The organism is Pseudomonas entomophila L48, from assembly GCF_000026105.1.
Lineage (GTDB): Bacteria > Pseudomonadota > Gammaproteobacteria > Pseudomonadales > Pseudomonadaceae > Aquipseudomonas > Aquipseudomonas entomophila.
The window spans coordinates 1,107,193-1,121,843 of the sequence record NC_008027.1 but is presented as its reverse complement, the minus strand read 5'-3'; the positions used below and the strand labels follow the sequence as shown (position 1 = coordinate 1,121,843).

General features: G+C 63.4%; 12 protein-coding genes. 8 read left to right on the top strand and 4 right to left on the bottom strand.

Going from position 1 to position 14,651, the window contains the following annotated elements:
- The first annotated feature begins 8 nt into the window (after positions 1 to 8).
- Positions 9 to 383, top strand: a complete 375-nt coding sequence (locus PSEEN_RS04965) for a carboxymuconolactone decarboxylase family protein (RefSeq protein WP_011532391.1) — start codon at positions 9 to 11, stop codon at positions 381 to 383.
- A 98-nt stretch (positions 384 to 481) separates the two neighbouring features.
- On the opposite strand, the gene PSEEN_RS04960 is transcribed toward PSEEN_RS04965, so the two are convergent.
- Entirely contained in the window at positions 482 to 1,840 is a 1,359-nt protein-coding gene (locus PSEEN_RS04960; protein WP_011532390.1) for an amino acid permease, read from the bottom strand.
- A 51-nt stretch (positions 1,841 to 1,891) separates the two neighbouring features.
- A complete protein-coding gene (locus PSEEN_RS04955) occupies positions 1,892 to 2,833 on the bottom strand; it encodes an AEC family transporter (protein ID WP_011532389.1) in 942 nt (313 codons plus the stop codon).
- Between the two features lie 189 nt (positions 2,834 to 3,022).
- On the opposite strand from PSEEN_RS04955, the gene PSEEN_RS04950 reads away from it, so the two are divergent.
- Positions 3,023 to 4,654 (top strand): hypothetical protein, encoded by a 1,632-nt coding sequence (locus tag PSEEN_RS04950; protein WP_011532388.1) that lies wholly within the window; start codon positions 3,023 to 3,025, stop codon positions 4,652 to 4,654.
- Between the two features lie 14 nt (positions 4,655 to 4,668).
- Positions 4,669 to 4,857 carry a hypothetical protein gene (locus tag PSEEN_RS04945; RefSeq protein WP_011532387.1) on the top strand — a complete coding sequence of 63 codons (189 nt, stop codon included), beginning with the start codon at positions 4,669 to 4,671 and terminating at the stop codon, positions 4,855 to 4,857.
- Positions 4,858 to 4,961: 104 nt separating this feature from the next.
- Here the strand turns inward: PSEEN_RS04945 and PSEEN_RS04940 are convergent, their stop codons facing one another.
- Complete coding sequence (locus PSEEN_RS04940) at positions 4,962 to 5,522, bottom strand: response regulator transcription factor (RefSeq protein WP_044487744.1); 561 nt, start codon at positions 5,520 to 5,522, stop codon at positions 4,962 to 4,964.
- On the bottom strand, positions 5,522 to 6,778 hold the full coding sequence (locus PSEEN_RS04935) for an ATP-binding protein (protein WP_011532385.1): 1,257 nt from the start codon (positions 6,776 to 6,778) through the stop codon (positions 5,522 to 5,524). Before PSEEN_RS04935 ends, PSEEN_RS04940 begins: the two co-directional genes overlap by 1 nt.
- Before the next feature lie 201 nt (positions 6,779 to 6,979).
- Here PSEEN_RS04935 and PSEEN_RS04930 point away from each other — a divergent pair, with 201 nt between their 5' ends.
- The 5 genes from PSEEN_RS04930 to PSEEN_RS04910 all read left to right on the top strand — a co-directional run bounded on the left by PSEEN_RS04930 (position 6,980) and on the right by PSEEN_RS04910 (position 14,648).
- On the top strand, positions 6,980 to 7,699 hold the full coding sequence (locus tag PSEEN_RS04930; RefSeq protein WP_011532384.1) for an SIMPL domain-containing protein: 720 nt from the start codon (positions 6,980 to 6,982) through the stop codon (positions 7,697 to 7,699).
- Between the two features lie 312 nt (positions 7,700 to 8,011).
- On the top strand, positions 8,012 to 9,637 hold the full coding sequence (locus PSEEN_RS04925; protein ID WP_011532383.1) for an ABC transporter substrate-binding protein: 1,626 nt from the start codon (positions 8,012 to 8,014) through the stop codon (positions 9,635 to 9,637).
- A gap of 211 nt (positions 9,638 to 9,848) precedes the next feature.
- On the top strand, positions 9,849 to 11,441 hold the full coding sequence (locus tag PSEEN_RS04920; RefSeq protein ID WP_011532382.1) for an ABC transporter substrate-binding protein: 1,593 nt from the start codon (positions 9,849 to 9,851) through the stop codon (positions 11,439 to 11,441).
- Positions 11,442 to 11,603: 162 nt separating this feature from the next.
- Complete coding sequence (locus PSEEN_RS04915; RefSeq protein ID WP_011532381.1) at positions 11,604 to 12,980, top strand: OprD family porin; 1,377 nt, start codon at positions 11,604 to 11,606, stop codon at positions 12,978 to 12,980.
- A gap of 72 nt (positions 12,981 to 13,052) precedes the next feature.
- Positions 13,053 to 14,648, top strand: coding sequence for an ABC transporter substrate-binding protein (locus PSEEN_RS04910; RefSeq protein ID WP_011532380.1), 1,596 nt, complete (start codon positions 13,053 to 13,055; stop codon positions 14,646 to 14,648).
- Positions 14,649 to 14,651: the final 3 nt, after the last annotated feature.

The window sequence follows — 14,651 nt, the reverse complement described above, 5'->3', positions numbered from 1 at the left end:
AAAACAACATGGCTGATTCGCAACAGAGTGGGGAAAAGATCCGTCGCCAGGTGATGGGCGATGCCTTCGTCGACCGCGCCCTGGGCAACGCGACCGAATTCACCCAACCGCTGCAGGACTTCGTCAACGAGCATGCCTGGGGCAGCGTCTGGTCGCGTGAGGGGCTGCCACTGAAGACCCGCAGCCTGATCACCCTGGCCACGCTGACCGCGCTCAAGTGCCCACAGGAGCTCAAGGGGCATGTGCGTGGGGCGCTGAACAATGGCTGCACGGTGGAAGAGATTCGCGAGGCGCTGTTGCATTGCGCGGTGTATGCCGGGGTGCCCGCGGCAATTGATGCTTTCCGTGCAGCGCAGGAAGTGATCGACAGCTACGAAGGCTGAGTGGCCACCGGCCCTTTCGCCGGCAAGCCGGCTCCTACAGGGTGCGTGCAATACCTGTAGGAGCCGGCTTGCCGGCGAAAGGGCCAGCACTGACTACATCATTGGGCCTGACGAGCCTTCTTCATGCGGAACGCCACCCACAACACCAGGATCCACGCCGGAATCAGCATCACCGAGATGCGGATTGGCGGCGTCAGGTACATCACCACCAGGATCAGCACGATGAACGCCAGGCACAGGTAGTTGGTCAGCGGGTGCCCCCAGCTGCGGTAGAACGGCGTGATACCTGCCGCCAGCTTGGCCTTGCGGAACTTCAGGTGGGTGATGCTGATACTCGCCCAGTTGATCACCAGCGCCGACACCGCCAACGCCATCAGCAGCCCGAAGGCCTCGCCCGGCATGAGGTAGTTGATCACCACGCAGAGCCCGGTGGCGAACGCCGAAACGCCCAGTGCGGTAAGCGGCACGCCACGGCGGCTGACCTTGAGCAACTGACGCGGCGCATCACCCTGGGTGGCCAGGCCGAACAGCATGCGGCTGTTGGCGTAGACGCAACTGTTGTAGACCGACAGCGCCGCCGTCAACACCACGATGTTGAGGATGGTCGCGACCAGGTCGCTGTCCAGCTCATGGAAGATCATGACGAACGGGCTGCCGCCCTGCACCACCTTCTGCCACGGGTACAGCGACAACAGCACCGCCAGTGCGCCGATGTAGAAGATCAGGATGCGGTAGACCACCTGGTTGGTGGCTTTGGGGATGCTTTCACGCGGATTGGCGGCTTCGGCGGCGGTGATACCCACCAGCTCCAGGCCGCCAAACGAGAACATGATCACCGCCAGGGCCATGACCAGGCCGGTCACGCCATTGGGGAAGAAGCCGCCGTACTGCCAGAGGTTGGCGACGCTGGCATCCGGGCCGCCGTGGCCGCTGGTCAGCAGCCAGGCGCCGAAGCCGATCATGCTGACGATGGCCACCACCTTGACCAGGGCGAACCAGAACTCCATTTCGCCATACACCTTCACCTGGGTCAGGTTGATGGCGTTGATGGCCACGAAGAAGATCGCCGCCGTGGCCCAGGTAGGGAAGTCAGGCCACCAGTACTGTACGTAGATACCCACCGCGGTGAGCTCGGCCATGCCGACCAGCACGTACACCACCCAGTAGTTCCAGCCCGAAACGAAGCCTGCGAACTCGCTCCAGTACTGGTGGGCGAAGTGGCTGAAGCTGCCGGCGACCGGCTCCTCGACCACCATCTCGCCCAGCTGGCGCATGATCAGGAAAGCCATCAGGCCGGCGACGGCATAGCCCAGCAGCACCGAGGGGCCGGCCAGCTGGATGGTCTGGGCAATGCCCAGGAACAATCCGGTGCCGATGGCGCCACCCAGCGCGATCAACTGGATATGGCGATTCTTCAGCCCGCGCTGCAACTGCTCGGGCGTGCTCTGGTCTTGCATGAAGTGTCCTTTCAATGAGGCCGTATTGTTAGTGTTGCTTGCTGTCATGGGCTAGATCCATCCACCCCATTGCAAGAAGAAGATACCGATGTTCGTGGTAATCGCCGCCATCAAGGTGGTGATCACGATGATCGACGCCGCCAGTTCGTGGTTGCCATTGGCCGCCCGCGCCATCACATAACTGGCCGCCGCGGTAGGGCTGCCGATGTAGAGGAACAGGATGCCCAGCTCGGCGCCGCGAAAACCGCACAACCAAGCGCCCAGCGTCCCCAGCAGTGGCAGCCAGACCATTTTCACCAGGCTGACGTCGAACGCCAGCCGGCCACTGTCGCGCAGCGCCGCCATCGACAAGGTGCCGCCGATGCAGATCAGCGCCAGCGGCAGGGTCATCTGCGCCAGGTAGTCGCCCGAGGTCAGCAGCCAGTTGGGCAGCGGCACCTGGCCATAAGCCATGGGCGTGGCCAGCAGCACACTGATGATCAACGGATTGCTGAGGATGCTCTTGCAGATGCTCCACGGGTCGGACTTCAGGTCCGGGCTGTATACCGCCAGCACCACGGCCGACAGCGAGTTGTACATGAGGATCACCAGCCCGGCCAGTACCGCGCCGAGGGATATACCGTAGTCGCCATACAGGCTGGCCGCCAGTGCCAGGCCGATCACGCCATTGTTGCCGCGAAACGCGCCCTGGGTGTAGATGCCCCGGTCTGCCGGCGGGCAGCGCCAGATCGCCAGGCACCAGGCCAGGCCGAAGCACACCAGCGTGGCAGCGATGAAGTAGAGGATCACCCCGGGCTTGACCGCCGTTGCCAGGTCGGCGTGGTAGATGCCGAGGAACAGCAGCGCCGGCATGCACACGTTGAACACCAGCGTCGAAGCGACCTTGTTGAAGTTGTCGTCGATCAAGCGGATGCGCTTGAGCAGCACGCCCATGAACAGCATGGCGAACACAGGTGCCGTGATGTTCAGTGTCTGGATGAGAAGGGCGAGCATGCAGCGTGATCCTGAGGGTATTCGTTAGGGGAGCAATCATACGTCAGTGCCATGGGCTTGCGCCCGCCGCAGGTGCCGGTTACCCGCACAAACAGACCTTGACGTAGGAGAAATCCAGCATATAGTGAATTTCACTGTATATACATACAGTATAAAAATGGACAATCCAGAGATTGCAAGGAGCAAATCATGTCAGGCATGCAAACCCCGCCTGCGGCCCTTCAGGCCCAGGCCAGCTTGGTGGTCGCCGACCTCGACCAGCTATTCGACACGCAAGGCGTCGCCCTTCCCGGCCCGGACAGCCATCTGGTGCTGGTGATGCACGGGCACCACACGCTCAAGTACCACCGCTTTGCCGTACCGCCCGCTTCACCCAAGCGTGGCCCGGAGCTGTTCTTTGAAGGCGCAGAACATACCGCCATCGGTGACAACACCCTGCTGCGCTTCGAGGCTGGGCAAGCCGGTATCCCCGCCCACCAATCGCCGCTGCCACTGCCCAACGGCCTGAGCCTGACCTACGGCCAGGTGATCGCCTTGGGCGGTGACTTCTACGGTGTGCCCGAGCGCCCGATCGCCGATGGCGCGAACGACGCCGAGCGCCTCGAGCGCTTCACCCAGGCGTTCGACGCCCTCGCCCGCCTGCCAGCGGCGAAAAGCGAAGCCGAATCGATCCTGGCCGTGATGCAGGAAGAAATCAGCGCCGCCAACCAGGCCATCAAGGATGGCCGCCAGCCTCACGAAGCCTACGACGCGCTGGGCGACACCCTGTCGGCGCGCTGGAACCGCATCACCGGCGGCGGCAGCTTCGCCTCCGACCTGTTCCCCCTGGGCCGCTACCTGAAACTGGCCGCCAGCAACTGGGACCATTTCGGCCCCTGGGCCCTGCTGGCCTATCAGGCAGGCCACACCTGCGCCCTGCAGCAAGCCGTGAAAGCGCGTGCCAGCGGCAACGAACGTGACCTGCAACTGGCCTATGCGATGAACGCCTTCGCCGACCACTTCCTCACCGACCTGTTCTCCGCCGGCCACCTGCGGGTGCCGCGCAAGGCGCTGGCCGACACCGTCACCCCCAGCGATGTCGGCTCGCTGATCGCGCGCTTCATGCACGACGAAGACAGCAAGTACGGCCTGGCCGTGCGCAACGCCGAGGGCGAGCAATGGCGTGCCTATGGCGACAAGCGCTACTTCGACACGGTCGACGTGGCCAACCGCCGCCAGGTCGGGCGCGCCGTGCAGCGCTCGGCCGACGAAGTGTTCCAGGCCTTCGTCGACGGCCGCGTGCCGCTGGCCAAGGACTACGCCGCCCTGCGCCTGGTGCCGGACCTGCGTGCCGCCGAGCAGGACCTGGTGCCCGGTAACTTCGCCCCGCTGTACTTCAATGACGGCAAGACCGTGCTGCGGCGCAAGGACGTCAACGACCTCAACGACCGCAACCGCACCGCCGACTGGTGGGGCTGGAGCACCTACCTGCTGCTCAAGGACTACAAGCCGAACAAGCCCACGGGCTACATCGAGGCGCCGACCGGGTCACCGGCGATTGTCGCCAATGGCTGGCAGCGCCGCGAGCCCGATGGCCTCAACTGGCAGCGCGGCAATGCCGTGCGCTACGCCTTCAGCGTGACCGAGCAGCTCAACGAGTCCTACATCGGCCCCTGGAGCACCTACGCCGAGCTGACCGACCAGTTCCACCCGACTGTGCAGGTGCCGGTGGACGGCAAGCAGCGCGGGCGCAACCTGTTCCGCCAGTTCCGCGGCGGCTCGCCGGAACTGATCGCCAGCCTCGACGGCAAGGCAACCACCTACATCGACCGCAACGCGTGACAAGGAGGTCACAGATGAACATCAGGATCAAACTGGAGCTGGCTTCGGGCCAGTCGTTGGAAGGCATGCCGCTGGAGCTGCTGCGGGCGGGCAAGGTGATTGGCCGGGCCAAGGTGCCGGCAGGAGGGCTGGTGGCGTTCGAGGCGCCTGCGGGTAGCGGGCAATTGGCGGTGCGGGTTGACCGGTCGGGGGTGAAAGCCTGATAGAAGGCGGGGCCGCTTGGCGGCCCTTTCGCCGGCAAGCCGGCTCCTACGTGTAATCGTCCAAACGGCCAAATCCCGTAGGAGCCGGCTTGCCGGCGAACCCGTCAGCGACGAACCGGGCGCTTCTGCAGCTTGCGCTGCAAGGTACGCCGGTGCATCCCCAGTGCCCGCGCCGTGGCGGAGATATTGCCTTCGTGCTCACCCAGCACGCGCTGGATGTGTTCCCACTGCAGGCGATCCACCGACATTGGGTTTTCCGGCACCAGGGTGTCCAGGTCGGTGTGCTCCGAGAGCAACGCCGCCAACACGTCGTCGGCGTCGGCCGGTTTGCACAGGTAGTTGCAGGCACCGCGCTTGACCGCCTCGACCGCCGTGGCGATGCTCGAGTAGCCGGTCAGGATCACCACGCGCATCTCTGGGTCAAGCTCCAGCAGCTTGGGCAGCAGCACCAGGCCCGAGTCCCCCTCCATCTTCAGGTCCAGCGTGGCGTAGTCCGGCAGGTCCTGCTCGGCCAGCTTCAAACCTTCTTCGGCGGAACTCGCGGTGCTCACGCGAAACCCGCGACGGGCCATGGCCCGCGCCATCACCCGGGTAAAGGTGGCGTCGTCGTCCACCAGCAACAGGTGCGGCAGCTCTTCGCCTTCAACCTGGTTTTCTTCGCTCATCATGCATCTCCTCGCTTGCCATGGGGCAGGCGCAATTCGGTCAGGGTGCCACCCTGCTCATGACTATAGAGTTTCACCGAACCGCCCGCACGCGTCACGCTGGCCTTGCTCAAGAACAGGCCCAGGCCGAAGCCTTTGCCCTTGGTGGTAATGAAGGGTTTGCCGATGGCCTCGGCGATGGCCGGGGGCACGCCCGGGCCGTGATCGCGGATGCTGATGACGATGTCGTGGGCGTCCCAGTCCAGGCGCACCTCCAGATCGTCGGGGCAAGCATCGGCGGCATTGTTCAGCAGGTTCAGCAGGGCCTGGGTCAGGTCTGGTGGCGGCGTCAGGCGCGGCACCACACCGTCGCGCAGGCGCTGGAAGCGGTAGCTGGCCTCAGGGCGCATCAGGTGCCAGCGGTTGAGCGCTTCGTCGAGCCAGGCGGTAACGTCCTGCTCGACGATGGCCAGGCGCCGGTTGGCCTCGGCGGCGCGCACCAGTTGCTGCAGGGTTTCCTTGCACAGCTTGACCTGGTCCTGAAGGATCTGCAGGTCTTCCTGCAACAGGGGGTCGGCGTGATCCTGGCGCATCTCGTTGAGCAGCACGCTCATGGTCGCCAGCGGGGTGCCCAGTTCATGGGCGGCGCCGGCGGCCTGGGTGGCCACGGCCAACAGTTGCTCGTCGCGCAGGCTTTCTTCACGTCGCTCGGCGCGCAGGTTTTCCTGCTGGCGCAGTTCCTCGGCCATGCGCGCGGCAAAGAAGGTGATCACCCCTGCGGCCAGGGCGATGCTCAGCCACATGCCGTAGACCTGCATGGTGTCGCGCGCCAGTGGCAGGGTTTCCAGCGGGTAGTACTGCACCAGCAACAGGCTGTAGGCAACGAGCGCGATCCCCGACAGCACCAGCGAGTAGATCCACGGCAGCGTGACCGCGGCAATCGCCAGCGGCACCAGGTAATAGGAGACGAAGGGGTTGGTCGAGCCCCCCGAGTAATACAGCAGGGCACTGTGGATCAGCAGGTCACAGGCCAGCTGCAGGGCGTACTCGAGTTCGGTGACCGGCAACGACAGGCGCAGGCGCAGGGCGGTGAAGGCACACAGCAACGACGACAGGGCCAGGGTCACTGCCAGCGAGAACCACGGCAGTGGCAGCAGTTCGGTCCAGTAGGCCACGCCCACCGAGCCGGCCTGGGCCGCCAGGACGAGGATGCGGATGAAGGTCAGGCGCCAGAGGTTCTGGCGTGTAGCGGACAGCGGATGTGCGGCGGCGAGCATGAGCTCTCCCGATGAGTGCTCCAGGAAAATCGGCTGGAGTATACCGAAGCCAGGCGCCTCGCTGCAGCAATGCGGCAAAGCGCCACACTTTGTCACAGAATCATGATGGCACTTTTGAACCCACTACACTCACTCCGGTCTGATCGGCCATGCGTGGGATGAATAGCGTTCCGCGCTTTATATATTGCCAAGGAGTTCCACATGCACATTTCCCGTCGCAGCAAAGCCTTCGCCCTGTCCTGCGGCATGCTTGCCAGCCTGCCCGCCCTGGCGGCCGACGAGCCACGCTACAACCAGGTCTCGCTGCGCGCCGAAGTCAGCAAGGAAGTGGCACGCGACTTGATGGTCGTGACGCTGTACAGCGAATCGCAAAACAGTGATCCGGGCAAGCTGGCCAAGGAGATCACCGAGACCATGAACAAGGCGGTGCAGCAGGCACGCCAGGTCAAAGAGGTGAAGATCAGCCAGGGCAGCCGCAACAGCTACCCGATCTACGACACCAAGGGCCAGAAGATCACCGGCTGGCGCGAGCGCGCCGAGTTGCGCCTGGAGAGCGCCGACTTCCCGGCCCTGTCCAAGCTGACCGGCGAACTGCTGCAGGACCTGAAGATGGGCGGCATGGATTTCTCCATCGCCCCCGCCACCCGCAAGAGCAATGAAGACGAGCTGCTCAAGGATGCCGTCACGGCCTTCAAGGCCCGCGCCCAGCTGGCCACCGAAGCACTGGGTGGCAAAGGCTACAAGGTGGTCAGCCTGAACCTGAACAGCAGCGGCTACCCGCGCCCGTACCTGCGCAACGCACCGATGGCGATGATGGCCAAGGGCGCCGCCGATGAGGCCGCGCCGGCACCCGATATCGAAGCCGGCACCAGTGAGGTCAGCATGAGCGCCGATGGCCTGATCGAAGTCCAGGTGCCCTGACCCATCCAGTTGGATGTCCGGGACGGCCAAGACCGTCTCGGACAGTAGTTTCAGCCCTTTCCTACGCCCCAATCGGGTGCATCTGCTTGTCACTTTTGGCGCGAAACATCTAGAAATTAACGGGCCAAACGACTGCGCAAACGATCAACATTCGCCAAAGTTATATGGATGCGACATCCATGTACGTCCGTCCCACATTTTTGCCGTCAACCATCCTGCTGAGTGTTGCATTGGGAATGGCCCCTGCATAAGTATCCGCAGGTCGGCTCACGAGGCCGCCTCAATTCGAAAAATGACAACAATGAGGCCACCATGCTCAAACACGCAGTCCTCCCGTTCCTGGTCAGTGCAGGCTTGCTAGCCGGCGCTCCGTCCGCCCTCGCCGCGACCAACCTGGTGTTCTGCTCAGAAGGCAGCCCAGCCGGTTTCGACCCTGGCCAGTACACCACCGGGACCGACTTTGACGCCTCCGCCGAAACCATTTTCAACCGCCTGACGCAGTTCGAGCGCGGCGGCACCGCGGTGATCCCGGGCCTGGCCACCAAGTGGGAAGTGTCCGACGACGGCAAGACGTACACCTTCCACCTGCGTGACGGCGTGAAGTTCCACACCACCGAGTACTTCAAGCCCACCCGTGAGTTCAACGCCGACGACGTGCTGTTCACCTTCAACCGCATGCTCGACAAGAACCACCCCTTCCGCAAGGCCTACCCCACCGAGTTCCCTTACTTCACCGACATGGGCATGGACAAGAACATCGCCAAGGTCGAGAAGGTCGATGACCACACCGTGCGTTTCGCCCTCAACGAAGTGGACGCCGCGTTCATCCAGAACCTCGCCATGAGCTTCGCCTCCATCCAGTCCGCCGAATACGCCGACCAGTTGCTCAAGGAAGGCAAGGCCGCCGATATCAACCAGAAACCCATCGGCACCGGCCCGTTCGTGTTCAGCAAGTACCAGAAGGACGCGCAGATCCGCTACAAGGGCAACAAGGACTACTGGAAGCCCGAGGACGTGAAGATCGACAACCTGATCTTCGCCATCAGCACCGACGCCTCGGTGCGCATGCAGAAACTCAAGAAGAACGAGTGCCAGGTCACCCTGTTCCCGCGCCCGGCCGACATCGCGCCGCTCAAGCAGGATCCGAAGCTGAAGATGCCTGACCAGGCCGGCTTCAACCTCGGCTACATCGCCTACAACGTGATGGACAAGGTCAAGGGCAGCAACGAGCCCAACCCGCTGTCGCAACTCAAGGTGCGCGAAGCGCTGGACATGGCGGTGAACAAGCCGCAGATCATCGAGTCGGTGTACCAGGGCGCCGGCCAGCTGGCGGTCAACGCCATGCCACCGACGCAATGGTCCTACGACACCACGATCAAGGACGCCAAGTACGACCCTGAGAAAGCCAAGCAGCTGCTCAAGGAAGCCGGCATCAAGGAAGGCACCGAGATCACCCTGTGGGCCATGCCGGTGCAGCGCCCCTACAACCCCAACGCCAAGCTGATGGCCGAGATGCTGCAATCGGACTGGGCCAAGGTCGGCATCAAGGCCAAGATCGTCAGCTACGAGTGGGGCGAGTACATCAAGCGCTCCAAAGGTGGCGAGCAAGGCGCCATGCTGATCGGCTGGAGCGGCGACAACGGTGACCCGGACAACTGGCTGGGCACCCTGTACGGCTGCGATGCAATGGACGGCAACAACTTCTCCAAGTGGTGCTACAAGCCGTATGACGACCTGATCAAGCAGGCCAAGGCCACCCCCGACCAGGCCAAACGCACCGAGCTGTACAAGCAGGCGCAACACATCCTCAAGGAGCAGGTGCCGATCACCCCGATCGCCCACTCCACCGTGTATCAGCCCATGAGCACGAAAGTGAAGGACTTCAAGATCAGCCCCTTCGGCCTGAACTCCTTCTACGGGGTAAGCGTGGACAACTAACGGCCGTGACCGTCCTGTCGGAATATTCGGCAGGACGGTGACACGACCGGGTGATACGTAGGGCAATTCCCTAGCGCTCACCGGACAGCTCCCGCTCACTTATCAGTATCTGACTCTGGCTCCCGCATTCTGGCGCTTCTATCGTCAGGGCCGGGACGTTGCAGCCGCGTTTTGCCTGTCGCGGCCGAAATACACGGACAAAGGATCTGCCATGCGCCTCACAACACTGAGTTCCACCCTGCTCGCCCTCGGCCTGCTGAGCCAGGCGCCGCTTGTCGCGGCCAACAACCTGGTGTTCTGCTCCGAGGGCAGCCCGGCCGGTTTCGACACCGCCCAGTACACCGCGGCCACCGACAACGACGCCGCCGAACCGATCTACAACCGCCTGGTCGAGTTCGAACGTGGCGGCACCGCGGTGCAGCCAGGCCTGGCCACCGACTGGCAAGTCTCGGAAGATGGCCTGAAGTACACCTTCCACCTGCGGCCCGGCGTGAAGTTCCACGCCAACAAGGACTTCAAGCCCACCCGCGACTTCAACGCCGACGACGTGCTGTTCACCTTCAACCGCATGCTCGACAAGGACCAGCCCTTCCGCAAGGCCTACCCCACCGAGTTCCCCTACTTCATCAGCATGGGGCTGGACAAGAACATCGCCAAGGTCGAGAAGACCGCCCCACTGACCGTGGTCTTCACCCTGAACAAGGTCGATGCCGCGTTCCTGCAGAACATCGCCATGGCCTTCGCCTCGATCCTTTCCGCCGAGTACGCCGAGCACCTGCTGGCCAGCGGCAAGCCCAGCGATATCAACCAGAAACCGATCGGTACCGGCCCGTTCGTGTTCCAGCGCTATCAAAAGGACTCGCAGATCCGCTACAAGGGCAACAAGGACTACTGGGCCCCCGATCTGGTGAAGATCGACAACCTGGTGTTCTCCATCAACGTCGACCCCTCGGTGCGCATCCAGAAGCTGCGCCGCAACGAATGCCAGATCACCCTGCACCCACGCCCGGCCGACCTGCCCGCGCTCAAGCAGGACGACAAGCTGCAGGTGATGACGCAACCGGGCTTCAACCTCGGCTACATCGCCTACAACACCCAGCACCCACCGTTCGACCGCGTTGAAGTGCGCCAGGCCATGGACATGGCGGTGAACAAGCAGGCGATCATCCAGGCGGTCTACCAGGACGCCGGCCAGCCAGCGGTCAATGCCATGCCGCCCACGCAGTGGTCCTACGACACCTCGCTCAAGGACGCCAAGTACGACCCGGAAAAAGCCAAACAGCTGCTCAAGCAGGCCGGGGTCAAGAAAGGCACCGAAATCACCCTGTGGGCCATGCCGGTGCAGCGCCCCTACAACCCCAACGCCAAGCTCATGGCCGAAATGCTGCAATCGGACTGGAGCAAGCTGGGCTTCAAGGTACGCATCGTCAGCTACGAGTGGGGCGAGTACCTCAAGCGCATGAAAAACGGCGAACACGACATCGCCCTGATCGGCTGGACCGGCGACAACGGTGACCCGGACAACTGGCTGGGCACCCTGTACAGCTGCGGCGCCATCGGCAGCAACAACTACTCGCTGTGGTGCGACCCGCAGTACGACGCGCTGGTCAACAAGGCCAAGCAGGTCACCGACCGTGAACAGCGCACCGCCCTCTACCAGCAGGCCCAGCAACGCCTCAAGCAACAAGTGCCGATCACTCCGGTGGCCCACTCCACGGTCAACCAGCCACTGAGCATCGGCGTGAAAGATTTCAAGGTCAGCCCCTTCGGACGCAACGTATTTTCCGGCGTCAGCATCGATTGACCCTGCACCGCGCGGCCGGGAGTGAGACCCACTCCCGCGCCCGCGTGCAGCCCGGATTTGCCTGGTGACCCCAAGGCAAACATTGCAGTACCGCAGCACCGCAGCAGGCCCGGCCCACAAGGCCTGGGTGATAACTAAAAAAATATAAAGGGAGCTTTAATCTTGAGACGTTTCACACTCACCGCATTAGCCTTGTCCGTCGGCGCCTTCAGCGCCCTGGCCCTGGCCGAACCCGCCAGCCAGGACTTCGTTCCGGTCACGCTCAAGTCGAGCAGCGAGCAGGCCGAGAGCAAAGGTTTCATCGACGGCCAGAGCCTGTCCGGCAGCACCCGCAACTGGTATGCCCACGAACGCGCCACCCGCGCGGCACTGTGGAAGTACTACAAGAGCGACGGTACCCGCCACGAGACCCACAGCCGTAACAACTGGGTGCAGGGCACCATCCTCAACTACAGCTCGGGCTTCACCGAAGGCACCGTGGGCTTCGCCGTCGAGGCCGCCGCCTACAACGCCATCGCCCTTGAACGCGGCCGCGCCGCCGTGGCCGGCCCCAACAACCGCACGCTCACCCACAGCGACGGTGATGTCATCGGCCAGTGGAGCAAGATGGGCCTGGGCAACGTCAAGGCCCGCGTTTCCAACACTACGCTGACCGTCGGTCGCCAGTCGGTCGACACGCCCATGGTCGCTTACATCGGCAACCGTGCCCTGCCCTCGAGCTTCCAGGGTGCGTTCCTGCACAGCGCCGAGTTCGACAACCTGTCGTTCGACCTGGGTACCTTCGACCGCGTCTCGCCGCGTACCGAACAGAGCCTGAGCAAGTTCCGCAGCGAATACGGCAACGGTGTGGAGACCGACCGCGTCAGCACCACCGGCATCAACTACCAACCGCTCAAGAGCCTGACCACCAGCTTCTACGCCACCCGCGCGGAAGACTTCTGGAACCAGTACTACGTCGGCGCCAACCACGTGCTGGGCGACAGCGCGGTGCTGAGCCTGACCACCGGTCTGAACTACTACAAGACCGTGGACCAGGGCAGCAAGAAGATGGGCGAGATCGACAACGACACCTACAGCCTGTCGTTCGGGCTGACCCACCAGGCCCACACGCTCAGCGCCTCCTGGCAGCAGGTCAACGGCAACGAGTACTTCGACTACCTGCACGAAACCAACGGCATCTACCTGGCCAACTCCCTGCTGTCGGACTTCAACGGCCCGAACGAGAAATCCCTGCAGATCAGCTACGTGCTGAACATGGCGCCGTACGGTGTGCCGGGCCTCAAGTTCAACCTGTACAACGCCCGCGGCTGGGGCATCGACGGTACCCACTACAAGGGCACCTCGTACGATGTGAAAGGCCTGGACGGCGAAACCCACTACGAGTGGGGCTTCGGGACCAGCTACGCGATACAGAGCGGCCCGCTGAAGGATACCGCCATCCGCGCCACCTACACCGCCCACCGCGCCAGCAAGGCCCAGGGCGATGGCAGCCTGGACGAGTTCCGCCTGGTCACCACCATTCCGTTCAACATCCTCTGACCGTTGGCGCCACGGCCCGATTAACAACGGGCCGTGGCGGCTACGCTGGAACATTGACTGCAGGGAGGTTCCATGAAATCGCTACCGCTACGCGCTGCCCTGGCAGCGGTCATCCTGGGCGCGGCGTCGAATCTGGCGGCCAAGCCGCTGGTGGTGTGCACCGAGGCGAGCCCCGAGGGCTTCGACATCGTCCAGTACACCACCGCCGTGACCGCCGACGCCACCGCCGAGGCCATCTTCAATCGCCTGGTCGACTTCAAGCCCGGCACCACCGAGATCCAGCCGGCCCTGGCCAAGAGCTGGGACGTCAGCCCCGACGGGCTGGTCTACACCTTCCACCTGCGTGAAGGTGTCAAGTTCCACACCACCGACTACTTCACCCCAACCCGCGACTTCAATGCCGACGACGTGCTGTGGAGCCTGAACCGCCAATTGCGGCCCGACCACCCGTGGCATGACAAGACCAGCATCGGCTTCCCCTATTTCGAGAGCATGGCCTTCAAGGACCTGCTCAAGTCGGTGGAAAAGACCGACGACCACACCGTGGTGATCACCCTCACCCGCCCCGAAGCGCCGTTCCTGCGCGACATGGCCATGGCCTTCACCTCGATCTACTCTGCCGAGTACGGCGACCAGCTGCTCAAGGCCGGCAAGACCGCCGACCTCAACAGCAAGCCGATCGGCACCGGCCCGTTCATCTTCCAGCGCTACAACAAGGATGCCCAGGTTCGCTACAAGGCCAACCCGGACTACTTCCGCGGCAAGCCACCGGCCGACGGGCTGATCTTCGCCATCGCCACTGACAGCAACGTGCGCCTGCAGAAACTGCGCGCCAACGAGTGCCAGATTGCCCTGTACCCCAAGCCTGACGACGTGCCGGGTATCAAGACCGACCCGAAACTCAAGGTCGCCGAGATCGAGGCGCTGGTCACCGGCTACATCTCGATGAACACCCAGCACAAGTACCTGAGCGATGTGCGCGTGCGCAAGGCGATCAACATGGCCTTCGACCGCCAGACCCACGTCGACCAGCTGTTCGGCAAGGGCAACGCGCTGCCCGGCGTCAACCCGTACCCGCCGACCATGATCGGCTACAACACCGACAACAAGAACCCGCCCCACGACCTGGACAAGGCCCGCGCCCTGCTCAAGGAAGCCGGCGTACCTGAAGGCACGGTGATCACCCTGTTCACCCGCAACGGCGGTGGCCCGACCAACCCCAACCCGCGCCTGTCCGCGGAAATGCTCCAGTCCGACCTGGCCAAGATCGGCATCAAGCTCGACATCCGTGTGATGGAATGGGCCGAAATGCTGCGCCGCGCCAAGAAAGGCGAAGCCGACCTGGTATCGGCGGGCTGGGCCGGCGACAACGGCGACCCGGACAACTTCCTGACCCCGATGCTCAGCTGCGATGCCGTCAAGAGCGGCGAGAACTACGCCCGCTGGTGCAACCAGAAATTCCAGGGCCTGATCACCCGGGCCCGCGAAGTGATCGACAACGACGAGCGCGCCAAGCTCTATAACGAGGCGTTGGCGGTGTACGATGAAGACCAGCCCTGGATCAGCATGGCCCACCCGAAAATGTTCACCGCCATGCGCGAGAACGTCGAAGGCTATGTGATCAACCCACTGACCAACAACAACTTCGCCACCACCAAGGTGAAGTAGAAC

What these genes read in the sequence shown, in the direction of transcription:
- PSEEN_RS04940 (WP_044487744.1), bottom strand. Translation starts at nt 5,522, where the DNA reads ATGAGCGAAGAAAACCAGGTTGAAGGCGAAGAGCTGCCGCACCTGTTG.
- PSEEN_RS04910 (WP_011532380.1), top strand. Translation starts at nt 13,053, where the DNA reads ATGAAATCGCTACCGCTACGCGCTGCCCTGGCAGCGGTCATCCTGGGC.
- PSEEN_RS04930 (WP_011532384.1), top strand. Translation starts at nt 6,980, where the DNA reads ATGCACATTTCCCGTCGCAGCAAAGCCTTCGCCCTGTCCTGCGGCATG.
- PSEEN_RS04935 (WP_011532385.1), bottom strand. Translation starts at nt 6,778, where the DNA reads ATGCTCGCCGCCGCACATCCGCTGTCCGCTACACGCCAGAACCTCTGG.
- PSEEN_RS04925 (WP_011532383.1), top strand. Translation starts at nt 8,012, where the DNA reads ATGCTCAAACACGCAGTCCTCCCGTTCCTGGTCAGTGCAGGCTTGCTA.
- PSEEN_RS04920 (WP_011532382.1), top strand. Translation starts at nt 9,849, where the DNA reads ATGCGCCTCACAACACTGAGTTCCACCCTGCTCGCCCTCGGCCTGCTG.
- PSEEN_RS04950 (WP_011532388.1), top strand. Translation starts at nt 3,023, where the DNA reads ATGTCAGGCATGCAAACCCCGCCTGCGGCCCTTCAGGCCCAGGCCAGC.
- PSEEN_RS04960 (WP_011532390.1), bottom strand. Translation starts at nt 1,840, where the DNA reads ATGCAAGACCAGAGCACGCCCGAGCAGTTGCAGCGCGGGCTGAAGAAT.
- PSEEN_RS04945 (WP_011532387.1), top strand. Translation starts at nt 4,669, where the DNA reads ATGAACATCAGGATCAAACTGGAGCTGGCTTCGGGCCAGTCGTTGGAA.
- PSEEN_RS04965 (WP_011532391.1), top strand. Translation starts at nt 9, where the DNA reads ATGGCTGATTCGCAACAGAGTGGGGAAAAGATCCGTCGCCAGGTGATG.
- PSEEN_RS04955 (WP_011532389.1), bottom strand. Translation starts at nt 2,833, where the DNA reads ATGCTCGCCCTTCTCATCCAGACACTGAACATCACGGCACCTGTGTTC.